Annotated in this window: 20 protein-coding genes and 1 pseudogene; 10 read left to right on the top strand and 11 right to left on the bottom strand. The window is 64.3% G+C overall.

Annotated elements, in window-relative coordinates; genetic code table 11:
- Positions 1-133 precede the first annotated feature (133 nt).
- The 4 genes and pseudogenes from JHD82_RS10400 to JHD82_RS10385 all read left to right on the top strand — a co-directional run.
- Positions 134-1,426 (top strand): efflux RND transporter periplasmic adaptor subunit, encoded by a 1,293-nt coding sequence (locus JHD82_RS10400; RefSeq protein ID WP_012202433.1) that lies wholly within the window; start codon positions 134-136, stop codon positions 1,424-1,426.
- Positions 1,427-1,441: 15 nt separating this feature from the next.
- Positions 1,442-4,597: an efflux RND transporter permease subunit gene (locus tag JHD82_RS10395; RefSeq protein ID WP_012202432.1), complete on the top strand. Its 3,156-nt coding sequence runs from the start codon at positions 1,442-1,444 to the stop codon at positions 4,595-4,597.
- A complete protein-coding gene (locus JHD82_RS10390; RefSeq protein ID WP_199136355.1) occupies positions 4,590-6,047 on the top strand; it encodes an efflux transporter outer membrane subunit in 1,458 nt (485 codons plus the stop codon). The genes JHD82_RS10395 and JHD82_RS10390 overlap by 8 nt, the downstream gene beginning before the upstream one ends.
- 218 nt (positions 6,048-6,265) lie before the next feature.
- Positions 6,266-6,796 (top strand): annotated as a pseudogene (locus JHD82_RS10385) (cytochrome c5 family protein); the annotation flags it as partial.
- A 57-nt stretch (positions 6,797-6,853) separates the two neighbouring features.
- On the opposite strand, the gene JHD82_RS10380 reads toward JHD82_RS10385, so the two are convergent.
- Positions 6,854-7,405, bottom strand: coding sequence for a DUF2946 family protein (locus JHD82_RS10380; RefSeq protein ID WP_012202364.1), 552 nt, complete (start codon positions 7,403-7,405; stop codon positions 6,854-6,856).
- Positions 7,406-7,410: 5 nt separating this feature from the next.
- Positions 7,411-8,397: a YheT family hydrolase gene (locus JHD82_RS10375; RefSeq protein WP_199136353.1), complete on the bottom strand. Its 987-nt coding sequence runs from the start codon at positions 8,395-8,397 to the stop codon at positions 7,411-7,413.
- Between the two features lie 148 nt (positions 8,398-8,545).
- Here JHD82_RS10375 and JHD82_RS10370 point away from each other — a divergent pair, with 148 nt between their 5' ends.
- The 4 genes from JHD82_RS10370 to JHD82_RS10355 all read left to right on the top strand — a co-directional run bounded on the left by JHD82_RS10370 (position 8,546) and on the right by JHD82_RS10355 (position 10,952).
- Positions 8,546-9,133: a LemA family protein gene (locus tag JHD82_RS10370; RefSeq protein ID WP_012202362.1), complete on the top strand. Its 588-nt coding sequence runs from the start codon at positions 8,546-8,548 to the stop codon at positions 9,131-9,133.
- A 33-nt stretch (positions 9,134-9,166) separates the two neighbouring features.
- On the top strand, positions 9,167-10,039 hold the full coding sequence (locus JHD82_RS10365; protein ID WP_199136379.1) for a YgcG family protein: 873 nt from the start codon (positions 9,167-9,169) through the stop codon (positions 10,037-10,039).
- A 1-nt stretch (position 10,040) separates the two neighbouring features.
- Positions 10,041-10,583: a TPM domain-containing protein gene (locus JHD82_RS10360; protein WP_012202360.1), complete on the top strand. Its 543-nt coding sequence runs from the start codon at positions 10,041-10,043 to the stop codon at positions 10,581-10,583.
- A 108-nt stretch (positions 10,584-10,691) separates the two neighbouring features.
- Entirely contained in the window at positions 10,692-10,952 is a 261-nt protein-coding gene (locus tag JHD82_RS10355) for a hypothetical protein (RefSeq protein WP_012202359.1), read from the top strand.
- 65 nt (positions 10,953-11,017) lie between these two features.
- Here the strand turns inward: JHD82_RS10355 and JHD82_RS10350 are convergent, their stop codons facing one another.
- The 9 genes from JHD82_RS10350 to JHD82_RS10310 all read right to left on the bottom strand — a co-directional run bounded on the left by JHD82_RS10350 (position 11,018) and on the right by JHD82_RS10310 (position 18,257).
- Entirely contained in the window at positions 11,018-11,434 is a 417-nt protein-coding gene (locus JHD82_RS10350; protein ID WP_012202358.1) for a F0F1 ATP synthase subunit epsilon, read from the bottom strand.
- 160 nt (positions 11,435-11,594) lie between these two features.
- Entirely contained in the window at positions 11,595-13,004 is a 1,410-nt protein-coding gene (atpD, locus tag JHD82_RS10345) for a F0F1 ATP synthase subunit beta (RefSeq protein WP_012202357.1), read from the bottom strand.
- A 34-nt stretch (positions 13,005-13,038) separates the two neighbouring features.
- A complete protein-coding gene (atpG, locus tag JHD82_RS10340) occupies positions 13,039-13,911 on the bottom strand; it encodes a F0F1 ATP synthase subunit gamma (RefSeq protein WP_043824939.1) in 873 nt (290 codons plus the stop codon).
- A gap of 18 nt (positions 13,912-13,929) precedes the next feature.
- Positions 13,930-15,483 (bottom strand): F0F1 ATP synthase subunit alpha, encoded by a 1,554-nt coding sequence (gene atpA, locus JHD82_RS10335; RefSeq protein ID WP_012202355.1) that lies wholly within the window; start codon positions 15,481-15,483, stop codon positions 13,930-13,932.
- A 48-nt stretch (positions 15,484-15,531) separates the two neighbouring features.
- Entirely contained in the window at positions 15,532-16,071 is a 540-nt protein-coding gene (locus JHD82_RS10330) for a F0F1 ATP synthase subunit delta (RefSeq protein ID WP_012202354.1), read from the bottom strand.
- 12 nt (positions 16,072-16,083) lie between these two features.
- A complete protein-coding gene (locus JHD82_RS10325; protein ID WP_012202353.1) occupies positions 16,084-16,554 on the bottom strand; it encodes a F0F1 ATP synthase subunit B in 471 nt (156 codons plus the stop codon).
- A gap of 35 nt (positions 16,555-16,589) precedes the next feature.
- Positions 16,590-16,838: a F0F1 ATP synthase subunit C gene (gene atpE / locus JHD82_RS10320; protein ID WP_011803767.1), complete on the bottom strand. Its 249-nt coding sequence runs from the start codon at positions 16,836-16,838 to the stop codon at positions 16,590-16,592.
- 51 nt (positions 16,839-16,889) lie between these two features.
- Positions 16,890-17,753 carry a F0F1 ATP synthase subunit A gene (gene atpB / locus JHD82_RS10315; protein WP_012202352.1) on the bottom strand — a complete coding sequence of 288 codons (864 nt, stop codon included), beginning with the start codon at positions 17,751-17,753 and terminating at the stop codon, positions 16,890-16,892.
- A gap of 21 nt (positions 17,754-17,774) precedes the next feature.
- A complete protein-coding gene (locus JHD82_RS10310; RefSeq protein WP_012202351.1) occupies positions 17,775-18,257 on the bottom strand; it encodes an ATP synthase subunit I in 483 nt (160 codons plus the stop codon).
- 286 nt (positions 18,258-18,543) lie between these two features.
- Between JHD82_RS10310 and JHD82_RS10305 the strand changes: the two genes are divergently transcribed.
- Positions 18,544-18,861: a YbeD family protein gene (locus JHD82_RS10305; protein ID WP_012202350.1), complete on the top strand. Its 318-nt coding sequence runs from the start codon at positions 18,544-18,546 to the stop codon at positions 18,859-18,861.
- Positions 18,858-19,583 (top strand): lipoyl(octanoyl) transferase LipB, encoded by a 726-nt coding sequence (gene lipB / locus JHD82_RS10300; protein ID WP_199136351.1) that lies wholly within the window; start codon positions 18,858-18,860, stop codon positions 19,581-19,583. The genes JHD82_RS10305 and lipB overlap by 4 nt, the downstream gene beginning before the upstream one ends.
- Positions 19,584-19,585: the final 2 nt, after the last annotated feature.

Below are 19,585 nucleotides of genomic sequence, written 5' to 3'. Positions count from 1 at the left end.
CCTTGCAGCAACAGCGGTCATTATACATTCATGTATGTATGTATAATCCGCGACTTGCCCGTGGACACGGGCGTTCCGGATAGCGCTGACCGGAACGTCAACATCGTTATTTGATTCAGCACAAGGACCCATCATGCCCAGCACACGCAGCAATGTGTCAGCCGCTCCGTCCCCTTACAGCAGTCTGCGCCTCACCACCGTGGCCCTGGCCGTCACTGCCGCAATGGCCATGGCGGCCTGCGGGAAAAAGCCCGAAGAAAAAGCTGCCGCGCAGCAGCAGATGCCCGCCGTGCCGGTGGGCGTGGTGGTCGCAACCCCCGCCGACGTGGGCCTTGTGACCGAACTCCCTGGCCGCGTGGATGCGCGCCGCGTGGCCCAGATCCGCGCCCGCAGCGCCGGCATCGTGCAGGAACGACTGTTCCGGGAAGGCAGCGATGTGAAGGCCGGCCAGGTGCTGTACCGCATCGACCCCGCTCCCTACCAGGCCACGCTGCAAAGCGCCAAGGCCACGCAGGCCCGCGCCGAAGCCAACCAGGCGCAGGCACTGGCGCAGCTGGAACGCTACCGCCCGCTGGTTGCCGCCAACGCCATCAGCAAGCAGGATTTCGTCAACGCCGAGGCAGCCTACAAGCAGGCCCAGGCCGATGTGGCGGCCGGCAAGGCGTCGGTGCGCACGGCCGAGATCAATCTGGGCTACACCAACGTCACGGCCCCCATCTCCGGCCGCATCGGCCAGTCGCTGGTAACCGAAGGCGCGCTGGTCGGCCAGGGCGAGGCGACTCCGCTGGCCGTGGTCCAGCAGATCAATCCTGTCTATGTGAACTTCACCCAGTCGTCCAGCGAGGCCTTCCGGCTACGCCGCGCGATGGAGCAGGGCAAGCTCAAGAAGGCCGATGGCGCCGAGGCTGCCAGCGTCGAGGTGCGCCTGGACGACGGCACGGCCTATGAACTCAAGGGCAAGCTGCTGTTCACCGACCTGACCGTGGACAGCTCCACCGGCCAGGTCACGCTGCGTGCCGAGGTGCCCAATCCCAAGGGATTGCTGCTGCCCGGCATGTATGTGCGTGTGCGCATGGAGCAGGCCCAGGCGTCCAACGCCATTGCCGTGCCCCAGCAGGCGGTGACGCGCACCGAGACCGGCGACACCGTGAGCGTGGTCAGCGACGACGGCAAGATCACCAAGCGCCAGGTGAAGGTGACCACGGCCCAGAACAACCAGTGGCTGGTCAGCGAAGGCCTGCAGGCGGGCGAGAAGGTCATGGTCGACGGCTTCCAGAAGCTGCAGATGCTGCCGCCCGGCACGCCGGTCAAGCCCGTGCCCTGGCAGCCCGAGGCCGCAGGTGCCCAGAAGCCGGCCGGCGCGGCAGCGCCAGCCCCGCAAGCCGCAGCCGATGCCAAGCCTGCGGACCAGGCAGACAAGAAGTAATCAAGGGGCTCAGCAATGGCCAAGTTCTTTATCGACAGACCGATCTTTGCATGGGTCGTCGCGCTATTCATCATCGTCCTCGGTGGTATCGCGCTGACCAAGCTTCCGATCGCTCAATACCCCAAGGTGGCTCCTCCGGCCATCGTCATCAACACCGCCTACCCAGGCGCGTCCGCGAAGGTGCTCGAAGACAGCGTGCTGTCCGTGATCGAGCGCGAGATGAACGGCTCGCCCGGTCTGGTCTACATGGAGTCGGTGGCCCAGGCCGATGGCACGGGCAGCATCACCATCAGCTTCGAGGCCGGCACCAACGTGGACCTGGCGCAGGTGGACGTGCAAAACCGCCTGTCGCGCGCCACGCCGCGCTTGCCTGCGTCCGTGACGCAGCAGGGCGTGCGCGTGGACAAGGCGTCGTCCAACTTCCTGCTGTTCATCATGCTGTCGTCCGAGGACGCCAAGGCCTATGACACCGTGGCCCTGGGTGACTACGCCTCGCGCAACATCGTTCCCGAAATCCAGCGTGTGGCCGGCGTGGGCCAGGCACAGCTGTTCGGTACCGAAAAGGCGATGCGCATCTGGTTCGATCCCGCCAAGCTGCAGGGCTACAAGCTCTCGGCCGAGGACGTGACGGCCGCCATCCGCAGCCAGAACGCCCAGGTGGCCAGCGGCGCCATCGGCGACCTGCCCAACATCACGGGCCAGAAGATCGCCGCCACGGTGACGGTGATGGGCCAGCTGTCTTCGATCGGCCAGTTCGAGAACATCGTGCTGCGCGCCAATCCCGATGGCTCCACCGTGCGCCTCAAGGACGTGGCGACCGTCGAGATCGGCGGCCAGGCCTACGCGACCTCCGCCCGCCTGAACGGCAAGGATGCCGTGGGTATCGGCGTCCAGCTGACGCCCAGCGGCAATGCGCTGGCGACCGCCAAGGCCGTGCATGCGCGCATGGAAGAGCTGCAGAAGTTCTTCCCCAAGGGCGTGAAGTACTCCATTCCCTACGACAGCTCCAAGTTCGTGAGCATCTCCATCGAGAAGGTCGCCCACACGCTGCTGGAAGCCATCGTGCTGGTGTTCCTGGTGATGTTCCTGTTCCTGCAGAACTGGCGCTACACGCTGATCCCGACCATCGTGGTGCCCATTGCACTGCTGGGCACCTTCGCGGTCATGCAGGCCGTGGGCTTCTCGATCAACGTGCTGGCCATGTTCGGCATGGTGCTGGTCATCGGCATCGTGGTGGATGACGCCATCGTGGTGGTGGAGAACGTCGAGCGCATCATGAGCGAGGAAGGCCTGCAGCCGCGCGAGGCCGCGATCAAGGCCATGGGCCAGATCTCGGGCGCCATCGTGGGCATTACGCTGGTGCTGATCGCGGTGTTCATACCGCTGGCCTTCTTCGCGGGGTCCACCGGCAATATCTACCGGCAGTTCTCCATCGTGATGGTGGCCTCCATCAGCTTCTCGGCCTTCATGGCGCTGACGCTGACACCGGCCCTGTGCGCAACGCTGCTCAAGCCCGTGGAAGCCGGTCACCACCACGAGAAGAAGGGCTTCTTCGGCTGGTTCAACCGCACGTTCGCACGCTCGGCCAAGTCCTACGAGGGCTGGGTGGCCCGACTGCTCAAGCGCTCGGTGCTGATGATCGGCGTGTACCTGGCCGTGATCGCGGGCGCCGTGGTGGTGTTCCGTGGCCTGCCGACCTCGTTCCTGCCGACCGAGGACCAGGGCTACTTCATCGTCAACGTGCAACTGCCCCCTGGCGCCGCCAAGGAGCGCACGCTGGAGGTGATGAAGCAGGTGGAAGAAGCCGTGCTGCCGCAGCCCGAAGTGGCCAACATGGTCAGCGTGCTGGGCTTCAGCTTCTCCGGCCAGGGCCAGAACGCCGCCCTCGCCTTCGTGCCGCTCAAGGACTGGTCCGAGCGCAAGGGAGCGAACTCCACGGTGGACGCCATGACGGGCCGCATCATGGGCATGACGTCGGGCATCCGCGATGCCTTCGTGTTCGCCGTGAACCCGCCGCCCATTCCCGAACTGGGCAACGCCGTGGGCTTCTCGTTCCGCCTGCAGGACCGTGCCGGCCACGGGCACGATGCGCTGATCAATGCCCGCAACATGATGCTGGGCATGGCCGGGCAGAGCAAGGTGCTGGCCGGCGTGCGTCCCGATGGTCTGGAGGACGCGCCCCAGCTGCGCATCGAGATCGACCGCGACAAGGCCAACGCCCTGGGCGTGGACTTCACCTCGATCAATGCCGCGCTGTCCACGGCGCTGGGCTCGTCCTACGTCAATGACTTCCCCAACCAGGGTCGTCTGCAGCGCGTGATCGTGCAGGCCGATGCTCCGGCCCGCATGCAGCCCGACGACCTGCTGCGCCTGAACGCGCGCAATGCCAAGGGCGATCCGGTGCCGCTGTCCACGTTCGCGACCACCAAGTGGGTCAAGGGCGCCCAGCAGACGGTGCGCTACAACGGCTACCCAGCCGTGCGCATCGAAGGCTCGGCCGCACCGGGCTTCAGCTCGGGCGATGCCATGGACGAGATGGAAAAGCTGGCTGCCAAGCTGCCCGAAGGCTTCGGCTTCGAGTGGACCGGCCAGTCGCGTGAGGAAAAGCTGGCGGGCTCGCAAGCCATCTTCCTGTACGCCTTCGCCATCCTGGCCGTGTTCCTGTGCCTGGCCGCCCTGTATGAAAGCTGGTCGATTCCGCTGTCGGTGATTCTGGTCGTGCCGCTGGGTCTGCTGGGCGTGGTGCTTGCCACCTTGCTGCGCAACTACTCCAACGACGTGTACTTCCAGATCGGACTGGTGACGGTGATCGGCCTGTCGGCGAAGAACGCGATCTTGATCGTGGAGTTCGCCAAGGACCTGCAGGCCGAAGGCAAGGGACTGATCGAGGCTGCGCTGGAAGCCGCCCACCTGCGGTTCCGCCCCATCATCATGACCTCGCTGGCCTTCGGCCTGGGCGTGGTGCCTCTGGTGATCGCCACGGGCGCGAGCTCGGCCAGCCAGCGTGCCATCGGCACCGGCGTGCTCGGCGGCATGATCACCGGCACCGTGCTGGCCGTGCTGTTCGTGCCCACCTTCTTCGTCGTGGTGCGCAAGCTGTTCAAGGGCAAGATCAAAACGCACAACCCGCCGTCCACACCGGCCGGCAAGGAGGCCTTGAGCCATGATTAATCGCAGTACCCCGGTGGCCATCGCCACCGCCGTGCTCCTGGCGGGATGCTCGCTCATCCCCACCTACGAGCGCCCTGCCGCTCCGGTCGCGGCGCAGTACACCCGCGCGAACGCCACCGCTGCGGCGGAAGGCGGCACGGCTGCAGCGCAGCTGCCCTGGCAGGATTTCTTCCAGGACGCACGCCTGCAGCAGCTGGTTCGCACCGCGCTGGACAACAACCGAGACCTGCGCGTGGCCGCGCTCAACATCGAGCGCGCCCAGGCCCAGTACCGGATCACGCGCGCCGACCAGTTCCCGACGGTCGGTGCAGGCGTCAACGCCAGCCGCGCCCCGAACACCACGGGCTCGGGCGCCAAGTACGTCAACAGCTACCAGGTGGGCCTCGCCGTCACTTCCTGGGAACTGGACTTCTTCGGCCGCATCGGCAGCCTGAAGGAAGCGGCCCTGGCCCAGTACCTGGCGACCGAGGAGGCACGCCGCGCCGCGCAGACCAGCCTGGTGGCCGCTGTGGCCAGCGGCTGGTACACGCTGCTGGCCGACGAGCAGCTGCTGAAGATCTCGCGCGACACGCTGCGGACCCGTGAAGAGTCGATCAAGCTGACCAAGCTGCGCTTCGACACGGGCGTGGCGTCCGAGCTGGACTACCGCCAGGCCGTCTCGCTGACCGAGGCTGCACGCGCCACGCTGGCGCAGCAGCAGCGCCAGCGCGCCCTGGACGAGAATGCCCTGGTGCTCTTGCTGGGCCAGGCGCTGCCAGCGGACGTGGTCGCCAGCCTGGGCTCCAGCCAGGGCCTGCGCGACACGGCCGACCTGCCCGCCGTGCCGGCCGGCCTGCCTTCGGACCTGCTCACGCAGCGGCCCGACATTCGCCAGGCCGAGCAGCAGCTGATCAGTGCCAACGCCAACATCGGTGCCGCGCGTGCAGCCTTCTTCCCGCGCATCACGCTGACGGGGCAGTTCGGCACGGCCAGCAACGAGCTGTCGGGCCTGTTCAAGAGCGGCAGCTGGGGCTTCACCCTCGCTCCATCCGCCCTCCTGCCCATCTTCGATGCGGGCCGCAATTCGGCCAATCTGGCTGCGGCCAAGGTCGAGCGCGAAGTGGCCATCGCCCAGTACGAGAAGTCCATCCAGAGCGCCTTCCGCGAGGTCTCCGACGCACTGGACAGCCAGGGCACGCTGCGTGACCAGATCATGGCCCAGCGCGCCCAGCTCGAAGCCGAGCAGGCACGCCTGAAGCTGTCCGACCTGCGCTACAGCAACGGCGTGGCCAGCTACCTGGACCTGCTGGATGCACAGCGCACCCTGTTCGCGCTGGAGCAGTCCACCGTGAGCGTGCGTCTGGCGCAGCTGCTCAACCAGATCGAGCTGTACAAGGCGCTTGGCGGCGGCTGGACCGACAGGACAGCGACAGCAGCGGCAGCCACGCCGGCTACCGCGCCCGCGCAGTAAGACCCAAGGCAGGCATCTGCCGCGCCCACCGCACAGAGGTGTTCTCCGCAAGGTGAACACCTCTTTTTCATGGCGCGCGGAAAGCATTTGCCATTTGCTTGATCCATCTCATGGCATATGTGCGCCCCAGGTCAACCCGGGTCTGCGCGCAGTGTCTGCAAGAGGCCCGTCGATATAATTTGTTGTTGACTCACGCCCCCACAACACAAGAGGACTTCATGAGCGCAACCCACACCGAAGAAGCCCATACGGGCCCGATCAAGAACCCCAAGCAGCTGCTGATGGCGGTGTTTTTCTCGTTCGTGGTTCCGGTGTTCGTGATCATCGGCCTCGTGCAATACGTGAGCTCGGCCGACAAGGCCGGCGCCGGCGCTTCCCAGACCGAAATGGCCAAGGCCCAGCGGCTGCAGAAAATCGGCCTCGTGGAAATCCGGGATGCCAATCGCCCGCTGCGCTCGGGTGAAGAAGTCTTCAAGGGTCAATGCGCGGCCTGCCATGCCACAGGTGCCGCAGGTGCTCCCAAGTTCGCGGATGCCGCGGCCTGGGGCCCGCGCCTGGCACAAGGTCTGGAAGGTCTGGTGCACTCGGCCCTCAAGGGCAAGGGAGCGATGGCGCCTCAAGGCGGCGGCGATTTCAACGACACCGAAATTGCCCGTGGCGTGGTCTACATGGCCAATGCCGCAGGTGGCAAGTTTGAAGAGCCCAAGGCCCCGGCCGCAGAAGGCGCTGCAGCAGAAGGTGCAGCGGCACCCGCCAACTGAGCAAGGCCCAGGATGCCTGGCACCAACCGGCTTCGGCCGGTTTTTTCATGCCCGGGCCGGACTGCGCACAAAACCGTAGCGTTGCGGCAACGTCTGTGCCGGCACCTCTTCACAGGCAGGCAGCATGCCGGCGTCCAGCGCGGCAGCGGCATCGACCATGTCCTGCGTATGGACCAGGCCCAGGCCGGAGGGCATGGCCAGATACAGACGCCCTGTCTCATCCATCAAAACCTCCTTGATGTCTGCGGCCTGCAGCTCTGCCCCTGTATGGCTGTGCATCTGCAGGCGCTCGCCATCCCAGCGCAGCCGCCATATCCAGGGTGTGCTTTCCAGTTCCACATACACGCGCTGGGGACCATTCTGGAAAAACCACCGACCGTCGGGCTCGGCAAGATAGTTGCGGGCGATGAAGTCCGCCAGCTTTTCGTTGCGCACCTCCGCGCCCTTGGCTCCCGGGATGCCGCTGTCGAAAGCGCCGCAGGCCTGGGCCTCTTCATCGCGCAGATACCAGCGCCCGCGCTCGTCCAGCCCCAGCCAGCCGCTGCAGGCGGGCACATGGGGCCATTTGGCCATGGCCTGCTTCACGATATCGTCCATTGCATTCATCCTTGTTCGCTGTCTGCCAGCCACTGCGTGACGGCCTGCGGCATGCCCAGTACATGCCCTGGCCAATGTCCCTGTGCAAAACCCACATGACCGCCATGCGGCGGTTGCCACAGCGTAACCCGTGGGCCGACCTCGCCTGGCCCTGGCAGGCTGCATGCAGGGACAAAGGGATCGTCCAGCGCATTGAGCAGCAGCGCAGGCACGGCAATGCTGCCCAGCACAGGCTTGGCTGCCGCCCGGCGCCAGTAGTCGTGCGCATCGAGAAAGCCATGCACGGGTGCCGTGAACGCGTCATCGAACTCCTTCAGATCGCGCGCGCGCACCGCGGCATCGCGGTCGAAGAGGCCGGGAAATTGCGCCCATTTGACCCGCGCCTTGGGCACCAGCGTGCGCAGGAACATGCGTGTGTAGATCCAGCGGTTCAGACCCTGCCCCAGCGCCATGCCGCCAGCCGCCAGGTCCAGCGGCGCACTCACCGCCGCAAGGGCCTGGACTACCTCGGCCGCCTTGTCTGCCTGCAGACCGGCCCAGCGCGCAAGCGCATTGCCGCCCAGGGAAACACCCACGACATGGAGCGGGCGGGAGGACCGTGCGCGCAGGCGGCGCAGTATCCAGTCCACCTCCTGCACATCGCCCGAGTGATAGGCGCGCGGCCCCCGGTTGACCTCGCCGCTGCAGCCGCGAAAGTGCGGCACGGCCATGTGCCAGCCACGCTGCGCGGCCACCCAGGCCATGGCCTGGGCATAGTGGCTGTTCGCCGAGCCTTCAAGGCCATGGAAAAGCACCAGCCATGGCGCGTCTGCAGGCAGGGTGGAAGCACCGCCGAAGGCGACATCGATGAAGTCCCCATCCGGGGTATCCCAGCGCTCCCAGCGCCAGGCGGGCGCCGCCTGGCCCACCGGCCAGCGGCGCGCGAACAGTGCCGGCCAGATGGTCTGGGCGTGGCCCCCGGGCAACCAGTTCGCCGCCGTGAATTCGTGCATAAAAGCCCTGTTAGCAGTCCTTGCCACACCGCTGCGCAATGGCCTTTGCCCTACAGGGCAGCAGGCCGGGCGCGCAGCACAATCGCCAGCATTGCGCATGCATCGTGCGCGATACTGTTTTCCATTGTCGCTTTCAGGTTGCCATCTTATGAAACGTCTACTTGCCACGCTTGCCACCGTCCTGGCATTGACCGGCTGCGGCTACAACGACTTCCAGCGTCTTGACGAACAGACCAAGTCGGCCTGGAGCGAAGTGCTCAACCAATACCAGCGCCGTGCCGACCTGGTGCCCAACATCGTGGCCTCGGTCAAGGGCGAGGCCAATTTCGAGCAGGAAACCCTGACCAAGGTGGTGGAGGCACGCGCGAAGGCCACCTCCATCCAGGCCACGCCCGAGCTGGTCAACAACCCCGAGGCCTTCAACAAGTTCCAACAGGCGCAGGGCGAGCTGTCCAGTGCCCTGTCGCGGCTGATGGTGGTGGCCGAGCGCTATCCCCAGCTGCAGGCCAACCAGGGCTTCCGCGACCTGCGCGTGACGCTGGAGGGCACGGAGAACCGCATCACCGTGGCGCGCAACCAGTACATCCAGGCCGTGCAGTCCTACAACGTGCTGGCGCGCAGCTTTCCGACCAATCTGACGGCCAAGGTTTTCAGCTACGAACCCAAGCCCAGCTTCAGCGTGCAGAACGAGGCCGAAATCTCCCGTCCGCCCACGGTGGACTTCGGCAACAAGTAAGCCGTGACCATGTCCCTGGTGCCACTGTGGCGCATGCTTTGCGCCCTTGTCCTGACCATGCTGCTGCTGCCCGGGAGCACGCTGGCGCAGGCGCCGCAGCCCGTGCCGGCCCTCTCGGCGCGGCTCATCGACCAGACGGGCACGCTGTCGGCCGATGAGGCACGCGCCATTGAGGACAGGCTGCGCGGCATCGAACAGAAGTCGGGCTCGCAGGTCGTCGTGCTGATGGTGGCCACCACCGCGCCCGAGGACATTGCCGCCTATGCCTGGCGCTTGGCCAGTGACTGGAAGATTGGCCGCCGCGACGTGGGCGACGGCCTGTTGGTGGTGATTGCCAAGAACGACAGGCGCATGCGCATGGAAGTGGCCCGCGCGCTGGAAGGCGCGATCCCCGACCTGGCGGCCGCGCGCATCATCGACCAGCAGATGGCACCGCGCTTTCGCCAGGGGGACTATGCGGGCGGCATCACCGCTGCGCTGGACCAGGTGGCAGCGCGCATTGCGGGCGAGCAACTGCCGGCGCCCTCCTCCAGCCCCCAGTCTTCCAAAAGCCCGGACAGGGGCTTCGACATGGAAGACCTGATGCTGTTCTTCTTCTTCGGCGTGGCCGTGGTCGGCCCCATCCTGCGCTCGGTGCTGGGCCGGCCACTGGCCTCCGTGCTGGCGGGGGCAGGCGCCGGCATTGCCGCCTATGTGGTGACGGCCAGCCTGCTCGTCGCCGCAGGAGCGGGAGTCGTCGCGCTGCTGTTCACCCTGCTGGGAAGCGGCCGCTCCGGCAGGGGTGGCGGCGGTGGATGGGGCGGTGGTGGCGGCTTTGGCGGGGGCGGCGGCCGCAGCGGTGGCGGGGGCTTCAGCTCTGGCAGAGGCGGCAGTTTCGGGGGCGGCGGCGCCTCGGGGAGTTGGTGAGATGGCGGCTGCAATCACAGGCTTTGTACAGCGTCTGCTCCGGCTGCTGCGCCACCATTGGGCCGAAGGACAGTTGCGCCGTGCACTCCCGCCTGAAAGCCTGGCGGAGCTGGAGCGCCTAATCACCATGAGCGAGCAGCGCCATACAGGCCAGATTCGCATCTGCGTCGAACCCGGACTGCCGCCCAGCTACCTGTGGCGCGACGCCACACCGCGCGAGCGCGCCATCACGCTGTTCGGCAAGCTGCGCGTCTGGGATACCGAACACAACAACGGTGCCCTGATCTATCTGCTGCTGGCCGACCACGCCATCGAAATCGTCGCCGACCGCGCCCTGGCGCGCACCCTGCCGGCGGAACAATGGCAAACGCTGATCAGCGACATGGGTGCCGCCTTTCAGGGCGGCCATTACGCCATGGGCATGACAGCAGCCCTGGAGCGCGTGAGCCTGCTGCTTGAAACCAACTTTCCGCGTGACCCGCTGCAGCCTGTGCACGATGGCAGCGACAATCTTCCCGATGCTGTCGTGATACAGCACCACTGAAAGGCAGGCAGGCTGCGCAGGCCGGGCCGAGCCACCCCCTTCATCAAGCTATCGCGGGCACGGAGGCTGTGATAGCGTCACGCCATTTCATCAAGGAGCATCCACACCATGAAGAACACCCTGGCCCGCCTGGGCCTGCTGGCCGCCGTGCTGACCCTGAGCGCCTGCGCAAGCCCCATCCTCGACGACTCGCAGGAATATGACTATGTACTCAGCTGCAAGCTGCGCGAAGACGACCCCAAGCGCTGCGAGCAACAGATCCGTGCCCTGTGCCCCGTGCCCGCCAAGGCCGTGACGCACAAGTCACGCACGGTGGACCCCAAGGACAATGCCGTGACCTACGTGTACCAGGCCCGCTGCGGCGACTGAGACGCCTGCGCACCATGAAAAAAGCCGCCCGAGGGCGGCTTTTTTGCGGCTGGTCCCGGGAGGGCTCAGCGCTTTTGGCGGAACTTGCGCAGGGCCGCGATCTGAGCGGCCATGACGGCCAGCTCGGACTGGGCACGCGCCAGATCGACTTCGCTCTTGGCGTTCTTCAGTGCTTCCTCGGCTTCGAGCTTGGCCTTCTCGGCCTTCTCGGCGTCCAGGTCGGCACCGCGGATGGCGGTGTCGGACAGCACGGTCACACAGTTGGGCTGCACTTCCAGGATGCCGCCGGCCACGAAGACGAACTCTTCGCTGCCGTCCGCCATCTCGATACGCACCGAGCCGGGCTTGATGCGCGTGATCAGCGGAGTGTGGCGGGGAAAAATGCCCAGTTCGCCGGATTCACCGGGCAGGGCGACAAAGCGCGCTTCACCGGAGAAGATGGACTCTTCGGCACTGACCACATCAACGTGGATGGTGTTCATCTTTGCTCCTCAGAAAAGGTGGGACTGGAACTTGGAACCGGCAGGGCCCAGATCGGGGACACCGAGCAAGGGCCACCCCGCAGCGAGGGTGTCGCCCCCCTCCCCCGCGAAGCGGGTAGAGAGGGGGAAGCGACGCAGTCGCTCAGGGGGTGCCGCAGGCTCAAGCCGCCAGTTTCTTGGCCTTCTCGAAGGCTTCGTCGATGGTGCCAACCATGTAGAAGGCCTGCTCGGGCAGGTGATCGCACTCGCCAGCGCAGATCATCTTGAAACCACGGATGGTTTCAGCCAGCGACACGTACTTGCCGGGAGCGCCAGTGAACACTTCGGCCACGTGGAAAGGCTGCGACAGGAAACGCTGGATCTTGCGGGCGCGGGCCACGGTCAGCTTGTCTTCGGGAGCCAGCTCGTCCATGCCCAGAATGGCGATGATGTCGCGCAGTTCCTTGTAGCGCTGCAGCGTGCCCTGCACTTCGCGGGCCACCTTGTAGTGCTCTTCACCCACGACTTGGGGGTCCAGCTGACGGCTGGTGGAGTCCAGCGGATCGACGGCGGGGTAGATACCCAGCGAAGCGATGTCACGCGACAGCACCACGGTCGAATCCAAGTGGGCGAACGTCGTGGCAGGCGAGGGGTCGGTCAAGTCATCGGCGGGCACGTAAACGGCCTGGATGGAAGTGATCGAACCGACCTTGGTCGAGGTGATGCGCTCTTGCAGGCGGCCCATTTCCTCGGCCAGCGTGGGCTGGTAGCCCACGGCGGAAGGCATGCGACCCAGCAGAGCGGACACTTCGGTACCGGCCAGCGTGTAGCGGTAGATGTTGTCCACGAAGAACAGCACGTCCTTGCCTTCGTCACGGAAGGCTTCGGCCATGGTCAGGCCGGTCAGCGCCACGCGCAGACGGTTGCCCGGGGGTTCGTTCATCTGGCCGTAGACCATGGCCACCTTGGAGTCGTTCAGCGACTCCTGGTTGACCACGCCGGCGTCCGACATTTCGTGATAGAAGTCATTGCCTTCGCGGGTACGTTCACCCACACCGGCGAACACCGACAGACCACCGTGGCCCTTGGCGATGTTGTTGATGAGTTCCATCATGTTCACGGTCTTGCCCACACCGGCGCCACCGAACAGACCCACCTTGCCGCCCTTGGCGAAGGGAGAGATCAGGTCGATCACCTTGATGCCGGTTTCCAGCAGTTCCTGCGAAGGCGACAGCTCGTCATAAGCCGGTGCCTTGCGGTGGATGGGAGCCGTCAGCGCCTGATCCACGGGACCGCGTTCGTCGATGGGGTTGCCCAGCACGTCCATGATGCGACCCAGCGTCGCCTTGCCCACGGGCACGGTGATGGGGTTGCCGGTGTTGGACACCATCAGGCCGCGACGCAGACCGTCGGACGAACCCAGGGCGATGGTACGCACAACGCCGTCACCCAGCAGTTGCTGCACTTCCAGCGTCAGGGCCGAGCCGTCGAGCTTCAGGGCATCGAACACCTTGGGCATTGCGTTGCGGGGGAACTCGACGTCCACCACAGCGCCAATACATTGAACAATCTTGCCTTGCACTTGAGCCATTTTTTGCTCCAATTAGTTTGTCTGTTGAGCTGCTTTACACAGCAGCGGCGCCAGCCACGATTTCCGACAGCTCGGTCGTGATCGCTGCCTGGCGCGTCTTGTTGTAGACCAGCTTCAACTCGCCAATGACGCTGCCTGCGTTGTCGGTAGCGGCCTTCATGGCCACCATGCGCGCCGATTGCTCGGACGCCATGTTTTCCGCGACAGCTTGGTAGACCAGGGACTCTGCGTAACGCACGAGCAGCTCGTCGATCACGGACTGCGCGTCGGGTTCGTAGATGTAGTCCCAGCTATGGCCAGACGTCTTCTCGGCCTGCATGCTCTCGGACGACAGGGGCAGCAACTGCTCCACCACCGATTCCTGCTTCATGGTGTTGATGAACTTGGTGTAGCTCAGGTACACCGCGCTCAGCTTGCCCGCTGCATATGCATCGAGCAGCACCTTCACAGGGCCGATCAGCTTTTCCAGATGGGGCGTATCGCCCAGACCCGTCGCGTGCGAAACCACCTTGGCGCCGACACGGTTCAGAAAGCCCAGACCCTTGTTGCCAATGGCCACTGCTTCTGCCGACACGCCTTGATCCTGCAGCTCCCGCAGCTTGGCCGTGACAGCACGCAACACGTTGGTGTTCATGCCGCCGCACAACCCCTTGTCCGTCGTCACCACGATGACGCCGGCTGTCTTTGCATCACCGTTCACTTGCATGAACGGGTGCACGTACTCGGGGTTGGCTTGGCCAAGATGGACTGCAATGTTGCGGATCTTTTCGCTGTACGGGCGTGCAGCCAGCATCCGTTCCTGCGCCTTGCGCATCTTGGATGCGGCCACCATTTCCATGGCTTTGGTGATCTTCTTGGTGTTTTCCACCGATTTGATCTTGCCGCGAATTTCCTTACCTGCTGCCATGATGGCTCCTCGTCCGGTTTAAGCGAACGACTTCTTGAACGCAGCGATGGCGGCGTTCAATTCGGCTTCGGAATCCTTGTCCATGGCCTTGGAAGCGTTCAGCTTGTCGATCAGGGCGCCGTGGCTGGTCTTCAGGAACTGGTGCAGACCAGACTCGAAAGCCAGCACTTGCTTGACCTGGATGTCGTCCATGTAGCCCTTGTTCACTGCGAACAGCGAAGCGCCCATCAAAGCGGTGGACAGGGGGCTGTACTGGGCCTGCTTGAGCAGTTCGGTCACGCGGGCACCGCGGTCGAGCTGCTTGCGGGTGGCTTCGTCCAGGTCGGAGGCGAACTGCGCGAAGGCAGCCAGCTCACGGTACTGTGCCAGGTCGGTACGGATACCGCCGGACTGGCCCTTGACCAGCTTGGTCTGTGCAGCACCACCGACGCGCGACACCGAGATACCGGCGTTGATGGCGGGGCGGATACCGGCGTTGAACAGGCTGGTTTCCAGGAAGATCTGACCGTCCGTGATCGAGATCACGTTCGTGGGCACGAAGGCCGACACGTCACCGGCCTGGGTTTCGATGATGGGCAGTGCCGTCAGCGAACCCGTCTTGCCCTTGACTTCACCCTTGGTGAAGGCTTCGACGTAGTCGGCATTCACGCGGGCTGCACGTTCGAGCAGGCGGCTGTGGAGATAGAACACGTCGCCGGGGAAGGCTTCGCGGCCCGGGGGACGGCGCAGCAGCAGCGAAACCTGGCGGTAGGCCACGGCTTGCTTGGACAGGTCGTCATAGACGATCAGGGCGTCTTCGCCGCGGTCGCGGAAGTACTCGCCCATCGTGCAGCCGGAGTAGGCCGACACGTACTGCATGGCAGCGGATTCGGAAGCGGTGGCAGCCACGACGATGGTGTATTCCATCGCGCCGGCCTGCTCCAGGGCACGCACCACGTTCTTGATCGAGGAAGCCTTCTGGCCGATCGCAACGTAGATGCAGGTAACGCCCTGACCCTTCTGGTTGATGATGGCGTCGATGGCCACGGCGGTCTTGCCGGTCTGGCGGTCGCCGATGATCAGTTCGCGCTGGCCACGGCCGACGGGCACCATCGAGTCGATGGACTTGATGCCGGTCTGCAGGGGCTGGTCCACGGACTGGCGTGCGATCACGCCGGGAGCGACCTTCTCGATCACGTCCGTCATCTTGGCGTTGATCGGGCCCTTGCCGTCAATCGGCTGACCCAGGGCGTTGACCACGCGGCCGATGAGTTCGGGGCCGACGGGCACTTCCAGAATGCGGCCCGTGCACTTGACGGTGTCGCCTTCGGAGATGTGCTCGTACTCGCCCAGAATCACGGCGCCGACGGAGTCGCGCTCGAGGTTCAGCGCCAGGCCGAAGGAGGGCTGGCCATCCTTGCCTGCGGGGAATTCCAGCATTTCGCCTTGCATCACGTCCGACAGGCCGTGCACGCGCACGATACCGTCGGTCACCGAAACCACGGTGCCTTCGTTACGGATGTCGCTGCTGCCAGCCAGACCCTCGATGCGGCTCTTGATCAGTTCAGAAATTTCTGCGGGATTGAGTTGCATGACTCTTTCCTTCTTTAGCTTTGGTTAGCCGAGACCTCAGTCGCGTTGTTACGCAATGAGGGCCGCTTTCATTTGTTCCAGGCGGGCCTTGACGGACGTGTCAAGAACTTCATCACCCACCACGACGCGGATGCCACCGATCAGGGACTGATCTTGCTGCACCGACAGGTTCAGCTTTCGGCCGAAACGCTTCTCCAGCGAAGTCCCGAGGGCTGCCAGAGCGGCAGCATCTATGGGAAAAGCGCTTTGAACCACGGCGTCGGACGAGCCACCGGCGCGGTTCACGAGGCTGCGAAACTGGGCCGCCACTTCTGGCAGGGCTTGCAGTCGGCCGTTTTCAATGATGACGCGCAGAAAGTTGCGAGCGGCATCAGGCAATGCCGAGCCGGCCACGCCGCTGATGACGTCGAACAGTTGTTCGTCGGTCACCTTGGGGTCGTCGGCCAGCTGGCGCAATTGCGGATTGGCGGCAATCGCCGCCAATTCCTCCGCCCAGGCAACAGTGCCGGACAGGTCAGCACCCTGCTGGGTGCTGGCCTTGAACAGGGCATCTGCGTAAGGACGGGCAATGGTGGCGAGTTCTGCCATGTTTGCTCTTCCTTACAGCTCGGTCTTCAGGCGGTTCAGCAGGTCGGCATGGACGCCGGCATCCACTTCCTTGCGCAGGATCTGCTCGGCGCCCTTGACGGCCAGCGCAGCCACTTGCTCGCGCAGGGCTTCACGGGCCTGGACTGTCTGCTGCTCGGCCTCGGCGCGGGCAGCAGCAACAATCTTGTTGCCTTCTTCGGAGGCACGGGCCTTGGCTTCTTCGATGATGGCCTGGGCACGGCGTTCGGCGTCCGCAAGCCGCGATGCCGTTTCGTTGCGCGTCTGGGCCAGTTCCTGCTCGACGCGCTTGTTGGCGGCGGCCAGGTCAGTCTTGGCCTTGTCGGCAGCAGCGAGGCCATCGGCGATTTTCAGAGCTCGTTCATCCAGCGCCTTCGCGATCGGGGGCCACACGAACTTCATCGTGAACAGCACCAGGATCAAGAAAACGATGGCCTGGACGAACAGGGTCGCGTTGATACTCACGGCAACACCTTTCTATCTAGGGCGTTGATCGGAGCTTAGGCCAGGACGAAGGGGTTGGCGAAAGCGAACAGCAGAGCGATAGCAACACCGATCAGGAAGGCAGCGTCGATCAGACCGGCCAAGATGAACATCTTGGTTTGCAGTTCGTTGATCAGCTCAGGCTGACGTGCCGACGATTCCAGGAACTTGCCACCCATCAGGGCGATACCGATCGAAGCGCCGATAGCGCCCAGACCAACGATCAGACCACAAGCCAGAGCGACGAGACCGAGAATGTTTTCCATGATGACTCCTGAGATTAAAGAAAGAGAAAGGTTGAGAGGGAAAGGAAATGGTCAGTGGGCTTCATGTGCCTGGCCGAGATAGATCAGCGTCAGCATCATGAAAATGAAGGCCTGCAGGGTGATGATCAGAATGTGGAAGATCGCCCAGATAGAGCCTGCAATGATGTGCCCCAAGGGGAGCAACACACCGGAAAGCGACATGGCAGCCGCACCGCCCATCAGAGCGATCAGACAGAACACCAACTCACCAGCGTACATGTTGCCGAACAGTCGCATGCCATGCGAAACCGTCTTGGCGACATATTCAATGATCTGCATGGCCAGGTTGATAACACCCAGGATCAGTGCAAACACGGGATTCTTGCTGGTGCCGAACGGAGCGGTCACCAGTTCGTGCGCCCAGCCGCCCATGCCCTTGATCTTGATGCTGTAGAAGAAGCACAGGATCAGCACGGCCGAGGACAGGCCCAGCGTGGTCGAGAGGTCAGCCGTGGGAACGACACGCAGGTAAGCGTGCGAGTCACCCTGGACGCCCTGCCACAGTACCGGCAGCAGGTCCACGGGCAGCATGTCCATGGCGTTCATCATGAAGATCCAGACGAACACGGTCAGTGCCAGGGGAGCGATGAACTTGCGGCTTTGCGCGTTGTGGATGTTGGCCTTGGCCTGGTTGTCCACCATCTCGACCAGCAGCTCTACAGCCGCCTGGAAGCGGCCCGGAACGCCCGATGTGGCCTTGCGCGCGGCAAGCCACAGCACGAACAGGCTCAGCACGCCCAGCGTGGCGCTGACGACGATCGAGTCCAGGTTGATGACCGAAAAGTCGATGATCGACTTTTGCTTGATGTTCTGGAGGTGCTGCAGGTGGTGAACGATGTATTCACTTGCAGTAGGTGCGTGCGCGTCTGCGGCCATCGGTCAACTTCTCTTCAAATATCAATCGGTTTTTCGGACATTGGCCCGCACTATCAGCGCGACCCAATACGTTTTCATGACGATCACCAAGCCCGCCAGCAGCGCCAGCCAACTCAGCCCCGGGACCAGCTTGGGTGCAGCCGCCAGCATGGCAATGCACAGCACCAGCTTCACCAGTTCCCAGCCAAAAATTCCCACCATGGCGGCTGCAGCGCCGCCAGGCCTCTTGCGCACGACGGCGCGCGCAAACAGCGCAGCCGGCAGCACCACCGACAAGGCGCCATAGGCAGCCGACCATCCGACCTCGGCGCGCCCCGTCACCAGCCACGCGACCAGTGCCACCAGCACGCCAACCACCGCCTGGACCACCACGAAGCGCCACACAGACATCTGCGGGTTTCGCGTGCGCCACTCCTGAGCCTCCTCGGAGGTCAGGGGCTTGAAGTCGGAATCCTCGCCCTCAAGTTCCCTGTCAGCGTCTGTGTCAGCGGCGTAGTTTTTCATTGAGTTCTCGAAGGCCGCAGACCAGACAAGACTTTTTCACAAAGCCTCTGATTATAAGTAAAAACCCCTGCCGAACGATAGGGGTTGTTACGGGCATGCCCAAAACGGCGGCGGCAGCCTGGCTGTGTGGCAGCAGGCCAACAACGCCAGCCTCGCACCGCAGGCAGCTTGTTTGTTGTGTGTGGAGTTTTCGTGACCGGCGGCGCGGCAGCCCCAGGCTGCGACATGGCCGCGAACGATAGCGCACAATCGCCTCCAACGCCAAGCGATTAACCTTGATTCACCTATGACCGACGCCCCCACCCCCTCCTCCGCACCAGCAGCCGCGCCGGGCGCGGACCCGCGCAAGGACTCGTTGATCGAGTACCCGTCGCAGTTTCCCATCAAAGTCATGGGCATCAAGGCCGAGCATCTGGTGCATGAAATCACCCAGATCGCCGAGCGCTTCGACCCCGCCTTTGACCCCAGCACCATCGAGTTGCGCCCCAGCAGCAGCGGCAAATACCTGGGTGTCACCGTCACGGTGACAGCCACCAGCCGCGAGCAGCTCGACGACCTGTACCAGGCGTTCACCTCGCACCCGCTTGTGAAAGTGGTGCTTTGAGCGCCCCAGCCGCCGAGCTTGCGCAGACGCTGGACTTGCGCCTGCTGGGCCGCACCGACTACGAAGCCACGGTGCAGGCCATGCAGGCATTCACGAGCGGCCGCGATGCCGGCACGCGCGACGAGCTCTGGATCTGCGAGCACGCCCCGCATTTCACGCAAGGCCTTGCCGGGAAAAGTGACCACTTGCTGAGCCCTGGCGACATTCCCGTGGTCGCAACCAACCGCGGCGGGCAGGTCACCTACCACGGCCCGGGCCAAGTGGTCGCCTATCCGTTGCTGGATCTGCAGCGCCTGGGCTACTTCGTCAAGGAATACGTGTTCCGCATCGAAGATGCGGTCATCCGCACGCTGGAGCATTTCGGCATCACCGGCCACCGCGTGGAAGGCGCCCCCGGCATCTACGTGCGTCTTGACGATCCTCGCAGCCACGCCATGCTGGCTCAGCGCCCGCAACTGCGCGCACCCGGCTCGCCTGCGCCCCAGCCCGATTTTTCGGGGCTGGGCAAGATTGCAGCCCTGGGCATCAAGGTCAGCCGGCATTGCACCTATCACGGCGTTGCCCTGAATGCCGCCATGGACCTGGAACCCTACGAACGAATCAACCCTTGCGGCTATGCAGGACTGCAAACGGTGGACCTTTCTACAATCGGCGTTCAGACAACCTGGGACGAAGCCGCGCGCGTGCTGGGACGACAGTTGCAGCGCCGCCTAGCCCCCTGAAT

The sequence above is a fragment of the Delftia sp. ASV31 genome, from assembly GCF_016428765.1.
GTDB lineage: Bacteria > Pseudomonadota > Gammaproteobacteria > Burkholderiales > Burkholderiaceae_C > Comamonas > Comamonas acidovorans.
The sequence above is the reverse complement of the archived record's forward strand: the minus strand, read 5'-3'. Positions and strand labels throughout refer to the sequence as shown.

Coding starts and splice junctions, on each gene's coding strand:
- JHD82_RS10400 (WP_012202433.1), top strand. CDS start 134: ATGCCCAGCACACGCAGCAATGTGTCAGCCGCTCCGTCCCCTTACAGC.
- JHD82_RS10395 (WP_012202432.1), top strand. CDS start 1,442: ATGGCCAAGTTCTTTATCGACAGACCGATCTTTGCATGGGTCGTCGCG.
- JHD82_RS10390 (WP_199136355.1), top strand. CDS start 4,590: ATGATTAATCGCAGTACCCCGGTGGCCATCGCCACCGCCGTGCTCCTG.
- JHD82_RS10380 (WP_012202364.1), bottom strand. CDS start 7,405: ATGGACGATATCGTGAAGCAGGCCATGGCCAAATGGCCCCATGTGCCC.
- JHD82_RS10375 (WP_199136353.1), bottom strand. CDS start 8,397: ATGCACGAATTCACGGCGGCGAACTGGTTGCCCGGGGGCCACGCCCAG.
- JHD82_RS10370 (WP_012202362.1), top strand. CDS start 8,546: ATGAAACGTCTACTTGCCACGCTTGCCACCGTCCTGGCATTGACCGGC.
- JHD82_RS10365 (WP_199136379.1), top strand. CDS start 9,167: ATGCTTTGCGCCCTTGTCCTGACCATGCTGCTGCTGCCCGGGAGCACG.
- JHD82_RS10360 (WP_012202360.1), top strand. CDS start 10,041: ATGGCGGCTGCAATCACAGGCTTTGTACAGCGTCTGCTCCGGCTGCTG.
- JHD82_RS10355 (WP_012202359.1), top strand. CDS start 10,692: ATGAAGAACACCCTGGCCCGCCTGGGCCTGCTGGCCGCCGTGCTGACC.
- JHD82_RS10350 (WP_012202358.1), bottom strand. CDS start 11,434: ATGAACACCATCCACGTTGATGTGGTCAGTGCCGAAGAGTCCATCTTC.
- atpD (WP_012202357.1), bottom strand. CDS start 13,004: ATGGCTCAAGTGCAAGGCAAGATTGTTCAATGTATTGGCGCTGTGGTG.
- atpG (WP_043824939.1), bottom strand. CDS start 13,911: ATGGCAGCAGGTAAGGAAATTCGCGGCAAGATCAAATCGGTGGAAAAC.
- atpA (WP_012202355.1), bottom strand. CDS start 15,483: ATGCAACTCAATCCCGCAGAAATTTCTGAACTGATCAAGAGCCGCATC.
- JHD82_RS10330 (WP_012202354.1), bottom strand. CDS start 16,071: ATGGCAGAACTCGCCACCATTGCCCGTCCTTACGCAGATGCCCTGTTC.
- atpE (WP_011803767.1), bottom strand. CDS start 16,838: ATGGAAAACATTCTCGGTCTCGTCGCTCTGGCTTGTGGTCTGATCGTT.
- atpB (WP_012202352.1), bottom strand. CDS start 17,753: ATGGCCGCAGACGCGCACGCACCTACTGCAAGTGAATACATCGTTCAC.
- JHD82_RS10310 (WP_012202351.1), bottom strand. CDS start 18,257: ATGAAAAACTACGCCGCTGACACAGACGCTGACAGGGAACTTGAGGGC.
- JHD82_RS10305 (WP_012202350.1), top strand. CDS start 18,544: ATGACCGACGCCCCCACCCCCTCCTCCGCACCAGCAGCCGCGCCGGGC.